General features: G+C 47.7%; 11 protein-coding genes and 2 tRNA genes. 5 read left to right on the top strand and 8 right to left on the bottom strand.

Translation table 11 applies throughout. The features are described 5' to 3' along the window. Positions 1 to 64: 64 nt before the first annotated feature. The 5 genes from HMPREF2675_RS10610 to ccoG all read right to left on the bottom strand — a co-directional run bounded on the left by HMPREF2675_RS10610 (position 65) and on the right by ccoG (position 3632). A tRNA-Gly gene (locus HMPREF2675_RS10610) sits at positions 65 to 140 on the bottom strand. Between the two features lie 24 nt (positions 141 to 164). Further along, positions 165 to 240 (bottom strand) — tRNA-Gly (locus HMPREF2675_RS10605). A 94-nt stretch (positions 241 to 334) separates the two neighbouring features. After that, a complete protein-coding gene (gene pgsA, locus HMPREF2675_RS10600) occupies positions 335 to 895 on the bottom strand; it encodes a CDP-diacylglycerol--glycerol-3-phosphate 3-phosphatidyltransferase (RefSeq protein ID WP_003679552.1) in 561 nt (186 codons plus the stop codon). A gap of 680 nt (positions 896 to 1575) precedes the next feature. After that, positions 1576 to 2142, bottom strand: coding sequence for a FixH family protein (locus HMPREF2675_RS10595; protein WP_083297184.1), 567 nt, complete (start codon positions 2140 to 2142; stop codon positions 1576 to 1578). 5 nt (positions 2143 to 2147) lie between these two features. Continuing rightward, entirely contained in the window at positions 2148 to 3632 is a 1485-nt protein-coding gene (gene ccoG / locus HMPREF2675_RS10590; RefSeq protein WP_070583960.1) for a cytochrome c oxidase accessory protein CcoG, read from the bottom strand. 449 nt (positions 3633 to 4081) lie between these two features. Here ccoG and tkt point away from each other — a divergent pair, with 449 nt between their 5' ends. After that, positions 4082 to 6061: a transketolase gene (gene tkt / locus HMPREF2675_RS10585; RefSeq protein WP_070815040.1), complete on the top strand. Its 1980-nt coding sequence runs from the start codon at positions 4082 to 4084 to the stop codon at positions 6059 to 6061. A 66-nt stretch (positions 6062 to 6127) separates the two neighbouring features. Here tkt and clpA read toward each other — a convergent pair whose 3' ends face one another. Both clpA and clpS read right to left on the bottom strand, forming a co-directional pair. Then, on the bottom strand, positions 6128 to 8407 hold the full coding sequence (gene clpA, locus HMPREF2675_RS10580) for an ATP-dependent Clp protease ATP-binding subunit ClpA (RefSeq protein WP_070815039.1): 2280 nt from the start codon (positions 8405 to 8407) through the stop codon (positions 6128 to 6130). Between the two features lie 3 nt (positions 8408 to 8410). Then, positions 8411 to 8722 carry an ATP-dependent Clp protease adapter ClpS gene (gene clpS / locus HMPREF2675_RS10575; protein WP_004520799.1) on the bottom strand — a complete coding sequence of 104 codons (312 nt, stop codon included), beginning with the start codon at positions 8720 to 8722 and terminating at the stop codon, positions 8411 to 8413. A gap of 257 nt (positions 8723 to 8979) precedes the next feature. Here clpS and HMPREF2675_RS10570 point away from each other — a divergent pair, with 257 nt between their 5' ends. From HMPREF2675_RS10570 to HMPREF2675_RS10555, 4 genes are all read left to right on the top strand, one after another. Next, entirely contained in the window at positions 8980 to 9183 is a 204-nt protein-coding gene (locus tag HMPREF2675_RS10570; protein ID WP_070460950.1) for a cold-shock protein, read from the top strand. Positions 9184 to 9258: 75 nt separating this feature from the next. Continuing rightward, positions 9259 to 9474: a hypothetical protein gene (locus tag HMPREF2675_RS10565; protein ID WP_003679564.1), complete on the top strand. Its 216-nt coding sequence runs from the start codon at positions 9259 to 9261 to the stop codon at positions 9472 to 9474. Between the two features lie 84 nt (positions 9475 to 9558). Then, the gene (gene smpB, locus HMPREF2675_RS10560) at positions 9559 to 10005 is read left to right on the top strand and encodes an SsrA-binding protein SmpB (RefSeq protein ID WP_003679566.1); all 447 of its coding nucleotides are present in this window, start codon (positions 9559 to 9561) and stop codon (positions 10003 to 10005) included. Between the two features lie 71 nt (positions 10006 to 10076). Continuing rightward, the gene (locus tag HMPREF2675_RS10555) at positions 10077 to 10517 is read left to right on the top strand and encodes a hypothetical protein (RefSeq protein ID WP_070583965.1); all 441 of its coding nucleotides are present in this window, start codon (positions 10077 to 10079) and stop codon (positions 10515 to 10517) included. A 72-nt stretch (positions 10518 to 10589) separates the two neighbouring features. On the opposite strand, the gene HMPREF2675_RS10550 is transcribed toward HMPREF2675_RS10555, so the two are convergent. Further along, positions 10590 to 11075: a DUF4189 domain-containing protein gene (locus HMPREF2675_RS10550; RefSeq protein ID WP_070583967.1), complete on the bottom strand. Its 486-nt coding sequence runs from the start codon at positions 11073 to 11075 to the stop codon at positions 10590 to 10592. Between the last annotated feature and the right edge of the window lie 138 nt (positions 11076 to 11213).

The following is an 11213-nucleotide window of genomic DNA, read 5'->3' as shown; positions in this document are numbered from 1 at the left end:
GTTGCGCTCTACCAACTGAGCTATTCCCGCATATTGAAAAAGAACAATCAACAAGTAATCAGAATGGAGCGGGAAACGAGTCTCGAACTCGCGACCTCAACCTTGGCAAGGTTGCGCTCTACCAACTGAGCTATTCCCGCATTTAAGTGCATCTGAAATTAAACTGGAGCGGGAAACGAGTCTCGAACTCGCGACCTCAACCTTGGCAAGGTTGCGCTCTACCAACTGAGCTATTCCCGCTCTGATATTTGTTGCTTCGTATATCGAAGAAGACGCAATTATTATGGATTTAATCGTGTGCGTCAAGTGTTTTGTTTTTATTTTTTTAAAAATTTTATTTGAATTCTTTCCACGCCATTTTCAGGTAATAGCACATGGACCAGATGGTCAATACAGATGCTATAAACATCAATATGTTACCAATGAGATAGAAAGGGTCGTTATATTTGTCTGTGCCGATAAGTAAAAGGAAGATGGCGATCATTTGGGCAGTGGTTTTGAATTTGCCGATAGTGGCCACTGCAACGCTGCCGCGTTTGCCCATTTGTGCCATCCATTCGCGCAGGGCGGAAATGGTAATTTCTCGGCCAATAATAATCATGGCGAAGATAGCGTATGTTCTGCCAAGGCTGACGAGCAGGAGTAGGGCAACGGCAACCATGAGTTTGTCGGCAACGGGGTCGAGGAATGCGCCAAAGTCGGAGGTTTGTTTCCAGCGACGTGCTAAAAAGCCGTCAAACCAGTCTGTAATAGCTGCAAGTGCAAAGATGATAGCGGCTGTCCAGTTGACGGTTTGTGGTTGAATCCATGTGTTCGGTAAATAGAATAGGATGGTAAACACGGGGATTAATAGGACGCGCATCCAGGTAAGTAAAATAGGTATGTTCCAAGGCATGGTTTGTGACCTTTTGGACGATGTGTCGGATTGTCCATTATAGCTTATTTGCTTACTGGGCTTTTTTGAGTGTTGTTTTTTTGCCGACAAGTAACGTGGGCAAAGGGCTTTGTTATGCGGGTTGTGAAGAAAGTCTGTTAAGGCCGTCTGAAAAATGGGTTGTTGAGGGGTATAAATGTTTTTGGGTAGAAAAGTGGCTGCGAAATAGTGGGCAATAAGGTCTGCCTGCTGTTCGATATTTAATTGGTTAATGTGGGGTAAGGGGATGGGGTAGGCGTAAGCTTTGCGTTTTCTGTATCCGCCTTTGAGCATGATGAATAGGCCGGAAAGCCAAACTTTGTGACCGCGCTGGTGTTGCCAGACATGCGTCAGTTCATGAATCAGCCAGATTTTGTAGGCGATGCCGGCTTGAGTGAAATCATCAGGGCAGTGTTTACGCGGAAAGTATATGTTTCCATTGGGGGCAATGGCGGTATTGGGGTTGGGCAGGAGGGGGATGCCACGATATATTTTAATGCGGTTGAAGTCTATACCGTCTGCAAAAACCTGTTTTGCCATACGGACTTCGTTTTCGGTCAGTCTGCGCCAATCGGAAAAAATCATATTTGGAAGAGAATAAATATAAGAGGGTATGAAGATTTCAGGCCGTCTGAAAGGTTTCAGACGGCCTGGGTCGGGATTTATTGTTCTGTTGAAGCGGCTTGTATGCCGTTGTCGAACAATTTGTCCATGGGTGTCAGGTTGACTGCATTGCCTTGGCTGACTATCCATTTGTTTTCAACACGCCATACGCCTGAAGCATCTTCAACGCGTAAGTACCAATGATTGGTTGGGCGTAAAGGTTTAAAGACGGCTTCGTATTCCATGCGGCCGTTTTGCGGCTCGGCTGTTACGGCGCGCAGCTTGACGGTTTGGTCATCGGCTTTGCGTGTTGGGTGCATCAACAATAGGTTTAATGGTTGTTTGGTATCGAATTGTCCGCTGACGAATACTTTGGCGGCATTCATATCCGGACTGATTAAGACTTGCACCTGAATTTGCCGTTTAACGGCTTCTTCATCGCGGTGAAGCTGGATTTCGATGTGTTTGCCGTCTTTATAGTAATCGTCGGAAACCAAGTCTGTCGTATGTTCTTTTGCGACGAAGAACATAGACACGCTGGCGATAACGACAAAGATGGGACCTGCCATCAGCACCCAAGGCCAAATGTGTTTATACCAAGGCTTAGTGGGATTGGGTTGGGACACCGTTGTTATTCTCCAATAAAGGTTGCTTTTTCATTCAGGACAGTCGGTTCGGCATCAGCGGCATCGGTTTCACGATATGTGAAGGTAAATTCAATCGGCTGACTGCCTTTTTCGGCGTACTCAGGGAGGGTGGACACTTGAACCGGAATAGTCACGGTTTCGCGTGGCGCAATTTTAATACCGTTTTCTGGTAAGCCGGTCAAGGTGATATCATCAAAACCTTTGACTGTTGCAGTAACAGTCTGTTCATGTTCACTCTTATTAATGATGCGCAGGTTGTAGGCATTTTCCAACCAGCCTTGGCTGTTTTCACGCACCATCACGCCGCGGTCTTTCAGAATATCCACTTCGACCATTTTGCGGGTGGCAATACCGGTTAAGAAAGCAATAATAACCACAAACAATACTGCACCATAACCTGCAACACGAGGGCGTTTCAGGCGTTTTTTGATGTCGCTTTCAGGGTATTCATGCTCCATCGCACCTTCGGTGGTATAACGGATCAGGCCGCGCGGATAACCCATTTTGTCCATGATTTCGTCACAAGCATCGATACAGGCTGCACAACCGATACATTGGTATTGCAGACCGTCGCGGATGTCGATACCAACGGGGCAGACTTGTACGCACATGGTGCAGTTGATGCAGTCGCCTAAGCCGCTGTCTTCTTTGTTGGCGGTTTTTTTGCGTGCACCGCGAGGTTCGCCGCGTTCGGTATCGTAGGAAATAATCAGCGTGTCTTTGTCAAACATCGCACTTTGGAAGCGTGCATACGGGCACATATGCAGACACACTTTTTCGCGCATGATGTGGGCAAAAAAGAAGGTCATGAATCCGTAAAACGCTGCGGCAAACATTGCGCCACCGCCTGCTGCTCCGGTGAATAAATCGGGAACAAACTGGCGGATAGGGACAAACCAGCCTGCAAAAGTGATACCTGTCCATGCACAGACAAGGAAAATCAGCAGGTATTTGGTGGCTTTAATACGGATTTTAGTAAAGTTCCAAGGCGATTTTTCCAGTTTTAAACGTTTGTTGCGGTCGCCTTCAACCAAGTTGTCGATCCAAAGCATGATTTCGGTGTAAACCGTTTGCGGGCAAGAGTAGCCGCACCACAAACGACCGGCAATGGTTGTCCACCAAAACAGTCCGAAAGCACAAATCATCAGCAGCAAGGCAAGGTAAATCAAATCGCCCATGCCCAGTGACAGGCCGAAAATGAAAAAATGACGGTCAGGGATATTGAATAAAACTGCCTGACGGTTACTCCAGTTAAACCATGGAATTACGTAAAATACAAACTGGGTCGCCAATACGGCGGCGATACGTAGTTTGGCAAAGCGTCCTTCTGCTTTTTTCGGATGGATGCGTTCGCCTTCGGGATGAATTTGAATTACGCTGGATTTGGGTTTGGAAGGTTTGGGCGGAGTGGCTTTTGCCGTTTTTTCTGTTGAGGGTGTGGCGTTTTCAGCTTGGTTTTCGGGTGACATAATCAGTGTTCCTTAATCGAAGTGCACACAAGCCTTTTGTCATGGTAGTAGTTTGATGCGAATATTTTCAGACGGCCTTTGGAGTGCATATAAAATCATAACATTTGACTCTATGCAAAGCAAAAGCAGGGTTTAGCCTTAACAATAGTTGCGGTACTCCTGTCTCATACAAGGCCGTCTGAAAAGAGCAGTATTCAAAGACTTACGGAATAAGTGTAGGTTTATGCTTATAGTGATTTCCTATTTATCCGATAAAAAATTTACAACATACTGTTTCAAAACGAAATAACAGTTAATATCATCTATCCCGTCCGTTTCAGATGGCCTGTTGGAAATCATGCCGTCTGACAATGCAAATATCAAAGGCTATTCTTGAAAGCACGGCTGATTCAGGCGATAATCGGCACACTTTTTTCATATTTCCAATCTTGTCCAAGGAAGGTCAAACCATGTCTCAACTGGCAAACGCAATCCGTTTCCTCTCAGTCGATGCCGTACAAAAAGCCAACTCTGGCCACCCGGGTGCGCCTATGGGTATGGCGGAAATGGCGGAAGTATTGTGGACGAAGTTCCTCAATCATAATCCGGCCAACCCAAAATTCTACAACCGCGACCGTTTTGTCCTCTCCAATGGTCATGCTTCCATGATTCTTTACAGCCTGTTGCACCTGACCGGCTACAACGTTTCTATTGATGATCTGAAAAATTTCCGCCAACTGCACAGCAAAACCCCCGGCCATCCGGAATACGGCTACACCGACGGCGTGGAAACCACGACCGGCCCATTGGGACAAGGTATTGCCAACGCAGTGGGCATGGCTTTGGCTGAAAAAATCTTGGCTGCCGAGTTCAATAAAGACGGCTTGAACATCGTTGACCACCACACTTACGTCTTCATGGGCGACGGTTGTATGATGGAAGGCGTATCGCATGAAGCCTGTTCGCTTGCCGGTACTTTGGGCTTGGGCAAACTGATTGTTTTATATGATGACAACAATATTTCCATCGACGGTAAAGTGGACGGATGGTTTACCGAAAATATTCCGCAACGTTTTGAAAGCTACGGCTGGCATGTGATTCCAAATGTAAACGGTCATGACACTGCTGCCATTCAGACGGCTATTGAAGCAGCCAAAGCCGAAACTGGCAAACCTTCCCTGATTTGCTGCAAAACCTTAATCGGCAAAGGCAGTGCCAATAAAGAAGGCAGCCACAAAACCCACGGCGCGCCTTTGGGTGCGGACGAGATCGAAGCCACACGCAAACATTTGGGTTGGGCTTATACTGCGTTTGAAATCCCTCAAGAAATCTATGCTGCATGGGATGCAAAAGAAAAAGGCGCGAAACTTGAGGCCGAATGGAACGAACTCTTCGCTCAATATCAAGCCAAATATCCTGCCGAAGCCGCAGAATTCGTGCGCCGTATGGATAAAAAACTGCCGGACAACTTTGATGCATACGTTCAAGCCGCATTGAAAGAAGTGTGCGCCAAAGCAGAAACCATCGCCACCCGTAAAGCCAGCCAAAACAGCATCGAAATCTTGGCAAAAGAGCTGCCTGAATTGGTGGGCGGTTCTGCCGACTTGACCCCGTCCAACCTGACTGACTGGTCAAACAGCGTTTCCGTTACCCGCGAACACGGCGGCAACTATATTCACTACGGTGTGCGCGAGTTCGGCATGGGCGCAATCATGAACGGTCTTACCCTGCATGGCGGTGTGAAACCATTTGGCGCGACTTTCCTGATGTTCAGTGAATACGAGCGTAACGCCTTGCGCATGGCTTCGCTGATGAAAATCAACCCTGTATTTGTGTTCACCCACGATTCTATCGGTTTGGGCGAAGACGGTCCAACCCATCAACCTATCGAGCAAACTGCCACTTTGCGCCTGATTCCAAATATGGACGTATGGCGTCCATGTGATACCGTTGAATCTTTAGTGGTATGGTCTGAAGCTGTTAAAGCGGCCGACCACCCGTCCAGCTTGATTTTCAGCCGTCAAAACCTGAAATTCCAAGCGCGTGATGAGCAACAGCTGAACGACATCAAACGCGGTGGCTACGTCATCAGTGAAGCTCAAGGTAATGCGCAAGCTGTTGTAATTGCTACCGGTTCTGAAGTTGAATTGGCTTTAGAAGCTCAAAAAATATTGGCAGAACAAGGTATCGCAGTACGCGTTGTTTCTATGCCTTCTACCAATGTATTCGACCGCCAAGACGCCGCCTATAAAGCTGCTGTTCTGCCGGAAGGCTTGCCGCGCATAGCCGTAGAAGCCGGACACGCCGACGGCTGGTACAAATACGTCGGCCTGAACGGCGCAGTAGTCGGTATCAACCGCTTCGGCGAGTCTGCACCTGCTGATTTGCTGTTCAAAGAATTCGGCTTTACCGTAGACAATGTGATTGCCACTGTTAAATCCGTCTTGTAAATCAGATTTTTGATTGAGATAAAAAGGCCGTCTGAAATTTCAGACGGCCTTTTATTTTTCAGTCGGTTAAACAGTTTCTGCTTCAGGTTTGACCTTGTTTTTCTTAAACTTCAACACGGCTTCTTCTTTTGCTGCATCCCAGTCTATCCGCACGAAGCCGCCGTCGGTGAGTTTGCCGAACAGGAGTTCGTCGGCGAGCGGTTTGCGGATTTTTTCCTGAATCAGGCGGTGCATCGGGCGCGCGCCCATTTGCGGGTCGAAACCTTTTTCCGCCAGATATTTGCGCAATGCCTGAGTGAATTCGGCTTCGACTTTTTTGTCGAGGAGCTGGTGTTCGAGCTGGAGCAGGAATTTGTCCACGATTTTGGCGATGATGGGTTCGGACAAGGGTGCAAACGGGATAATCGCGTCCAAGCGGTTGCGGAACTCGGGTGTGAAGAGTTTGTTGATCGCCTGCATTTCGTCGCCGCGTTCGCGTTTGGCGGTGAAGCCGAGGCTGGGTCGGCTGAGGCTTTCAGCGCCTGCGTTGGTAGTCATAATCAGGATGACGTTGCGGAAATCGGCACTCTTGCCGTTGTTGTCGGTCAGTTTGCCTGCGTCCATGACTTGCAGGAGGACGTTGAAAATGTCGGGATGGGCTTTTTCGATTTCGTCTAAGAGTAATACGCAATGCGGCTGCTTGTTGACGGCTTCGGTTAAAAGGCCGCCTTGTTCAAAGCCGACGTAGCCCGGCGGCGCACCGATAAGGCGCGATACAGCATGGCGTTCCATGTATTCGGACATATCGAAGCGTTGCAGCGGTACGCCCATCGAGTAGGCAAGTTGTTTGGCGACTTCTGTTTTGCCGACGCCGGTAGGACCGGAGAAGAGGAAGCTGCCTATCGGTTTGTCGGGCAGGGCGAGGCCGGAACGCGACATTTTGACGGCGGCAACTAGAGCGTCAATGGCGTTTTCTTGACCGTAAACCATGTTTTTCAAATCGCGGCCGAGGAATTGCAATACTTGTTTGTCGTCGTGCGACACGGTTTTTTCAGGAATCCGCGCGACTTTGGCGATGACGGTTTCGATTTGTGCTTTGCTGATGACTTTTTTCTGTTTGGATTTGGGCAAAATCCGTTGCGCCGCGCCTGCTTCGTCCATCACGTCGATGGCTTTGTCGGGCAGGAAACGTTCGTTGATGTAGCGGACGGAGAGTTCGGCGGCAGCTTCAAGTGCGCCTTGCGTATAGCGGACTTGGTGGAAATCTTCAAACATCGGTTTCAAGCCGCGCAGGATTTGCACGGTCTCGGAAACGGTAGGTTCGACCACGTCGATTTTTTGGAAGCGGCGGCTTAAGGCGTGGTCTTTGTCGAAAATGGTGCGGTATTCGTCGTAAGTGGTCGCGCCGATACAGCGCAGTGAGCCTTTCGCCAGCGCGGGTTTGAGCAGATTGGACGCGTCCATCGTACCGCCGCTGGTGCTGCCCGCGCCGATGATGGTGTGGATTTCGTCGATAAACAAAATGGCGTGCGGGATTTTTTCGAGCTGTTTCAAGACGGATTTGACCCGCGCTTCAAAGTCGCCGCGGTATTTCGTGCCCGCCAAAAGCGAACCCATATCCAGCGCGTACACTTCGGCATCTTTGAGCGCGTCGGGAATGTCGCCGTTGACGATTTGATGCGCCAGCCCTTCCGCCAGTGCAGTTTTACCCACGCCGGCTTCGCCGACCAAAAGCGGATTGTTTTTGCGGCGGCGACACAGGATTTGCACCAGCCGTTCCATTTCGTGTTTGCGACCAATCAAAGGGTCGATGCGGCCAGCTTTGACTTCGGCGTTGAGGTTGACGGTGTAGTCGGAAAGGGAGCCGGTTTTTTGTTCCGCTTCTTCGCCCTCGCGTCCCAGGCCGTCTGAATCATTGCCATCCTCGTCATCGGGCGAGCCATGGGCAATGCAACGCAAGACTTCGAAGCGTGTAATGGATTGCAATTTGAGGAAATAAACGGCATGACTTTCGGATTCGCTCATCATGGCAACCAAAATATCCAAAGGCTCTACTGCGGCTTTGCCGGCAGACTGGGTATGCACCATCGCCCGTTGGATGACGCGTTGGAAGCCCAATGTCGGCTGGGTTTCGACCGTATCCAGAAGATGGTCGGGAATTTGCGGCGTGTTTTCAGCAACGCTGGCGGCAAGCTGCTCGGAGAGGACTTTCAAATCCGCACCACATAGTTTCAAGACGTTCGGCACAGCTGCATCTTCTTCTATCAGCACCAAAAGCAGGTGTTCCAAGCTGATAAACTCATAACGAGCGTTGCGTGCTTCACGATATAGCAGTTGCAGGATGTGTTCTAATTCGGGTGAAAGCATGATTTAAACCTCTTCGACTATACATTTGAGCGGATGCCCTTCAGCTTTGGCACGTTCCATGACCTGATGTTGCTTGGTCTGCGCAATATCGCGTGTGTAGGTGCCGCACAGGCCTTTGCCTTCGTGGTGCACCAACAACATGACGGCCACTGCCTGTTCCTGTGTAAGCATAAAGACTTCGGTCAGGATTTCGACGACAAATTCCATGGTGGTGTAATCGTCGTTCAATAAAAATACGCCGTAACGTTTCGGCGGCTGTGTGTTGATATCGCTGAGCAGGGTATCGGATTGGTGGTCGGTATTCGGATGGTTCATAATCTTAGGTTTCAGTTTTCAGACGGCCTGTTTTAGAGTGTAAACCGTTTTCTGTTGTATTTCGGCAATTTTTTTCTATTTTCCCACTTTTTTGAAAACATAGCTTGACGTTTTGTCTTAACAAATGTAAAAAGACGGTTAAGCAGAAGTTGGCACTCGACTGCGTATGCAATACGTGGGAGAAACGCTGAACGTTTTAGTTTGCTGTATGCCTTGTTTTGCTGATTTTGTTAATTTTTAAGTATAGGAAGTTTCTAATGGCAACCGGTATCGTAAAATGGTTTAACGACGCTAAAGGTTTTGGTTTTATCACTCCTGATCAAGGTGGCGAAGATTTGTTCGCTCACTTCTCAGCGATCAACATGGATGGTTTCAAAACCCTGAAAGAAGGTCAACGCGTATCTTTCGACGTAACCACCGGCCCTAAAGGCAAACAAGCTGCTAACATTCAAGCTGCTTAATCAAATGCGCGGCATAAGCCGTAAAATCATGGCGGGGTTTCCCGCCATTTTTTATGGGCGTTCGGGTTAAAAATTATGAATCAAAATTCATCTTATCAAAATGCTTTAAACCAGCTAGACGAGCTTATCCGTCATTTTCGCAGCGAAGGCGAAGTCAGCTGCGCCGTTGCTGAGCGTGAAGATCAAATCTTGATCCGCCTTGCCGATTTGAAACTGGATTTGCGCCCTGAAGATGAAAAAGCCATTGCCGATATAGACCGCTTTTACCGCCGCCATGTTTTAAGCGAATAAACGTTTCAAAACCGTTTGCCGTTTTATTTTTTAAGCATGCCTGATAAAATAGGCCGTCTGAAAAGTTTGTAAAGAATCAGCACAATGAGTATTGCCAATAATAAAAAAGCCTTTCACGATTTCTTTATCGAAGACCAAATCGAAGCCGGTATAGTATTGGAAGGATGGGAAGTCAAAGCCATCCGCGCTGCACGCGTTCAATTAAAAGAAAGCTATATCTACTGGAAAAAAGACGCATTCTATTTAGTGGGCTGCCACATTACCGCATTGCCCACTGCCTCGACACACGTCAAACCCGACCCTGTCCGTCCGCGTAAGTTGTTGTTGAAACAATCGGAAATCAACAAGTTAATCGGTAAAACCGAACGTGCCGGTTATACGATTGTGCCCTTAAACCTGCATTACACACGTGGTAGAATCAAAGTGGAAATCGGTTTGGCCAAGGGTAAGAAACAGCATGACAAACGCCAAAGCCTGAAAGAAGCGGATTGGAAGCGTGAGAAACAGCGTTTGATGAAAAACGTACGTTGATTTTTTCAGACGGCCTTTTTGTAAAGGCCGTCTGAATATTTATTGTTTGAAAATTTTAAAAAGGAAAACAGATGAAAACCATGATTTTAGCAGCGGCTTCAGCCGTATTGTTGCTGGGCGCGTGTTCCACTACGGAACAAAGAGTATTGAAACCTGAAGAGCTGACCAGCATCAAACATGTCTGCATCATTCAAAATGCAAAAGTAAGACCGCATGATTTGGATCGTGCTTTGTCTAAAGCTTTGGCAAAACGCGGCATTGGTAGCACTATTGTGACAGCGGACAACCGCAGCAAACTGTATGATTCTTCTTGCCCGTATAACCTGCGTTACAAAACCAAAGGCAATGACGAAATCTTGCGTAAAGGCGTATTTGTGTTGCGAAGCACGAAGTATGCGGTTTCTACTGTCAGCTACTCTTTAAATGATGAAAACCACTTCCGAACCAATCCTGATTTGGTGAAACAGGCTGAAGGTGTTGTGGCCAAATTGTTGGAAAAAAACAGCAAATAAAAGCCAGAATAAAAAACCGGCTTGCCGCGATATGGAGCATATCGGGCAAGCCGGTTTTATTTTCAGACGGCCTTAAATGGATTTGATTTTTTCCCAAAGGGTTTTGACTGTACCTTGATAGTAGGTTTCGGAAGTGCAATAGACTGTTTCTAAAGCGCATTGTCCTTGTGAGCCGTATTTTTTGATGCACTGGTTCAAGGCAATTTGATGCACGGTTTTGAAACGTGGGGAGGTAATGGCTACTACGTTTTGAGCAGTCAATTTGCCCATGGCTTTAGGGTAGGCAACAGCGATACAGGTGTTGTGCAGAGGGACAACTGTTTTACAGCCTGTTGCTTGGCCTGCGCTGATACCGGCTAAGGCATCTTGGCCTTTACAGAATGTTTCGAGTTCGGCTGTCGCATCCAGTTGGGTGGCATTTTCTTTGGTGGTTTTGATTTGCAGCGCTTCATTGCTGTCGGTAGGGTTTTGCCACATGGCCAGGTAGCCGTAAGTATCGGCAGCCAGGGCGGCAGGAGTCAATGCGCAAAGGATCAGTGTCATTAGAGTTTTTTTCATGTTCGTTCCCTGTTTGTTGGGTATTTGTTGTTATTATAAAGCAAAAGTACTTATTTGATATAAATTTGCTTTTAAAATGAATATTTGAGTGTGGCAGATAGATTATAGGCCGAGACCTTTGCAAAATTCCCCAAAATC

It is taken from the genome of Neisseria sp. HMSC061H08 (assembly GCF_001836795.1).
Lineage (GTDB): Bacteria > Pseudomonadota > Gammaproteobacteria > Burkholderiales > Neisseriaceae > Neisseria > Neisseria subflava_A.
The sequence above is the reverse complement of the archived record's forward strand: the minus strand, read 5'-3'. Positions and strand labels throughout refer to the sequence as shown.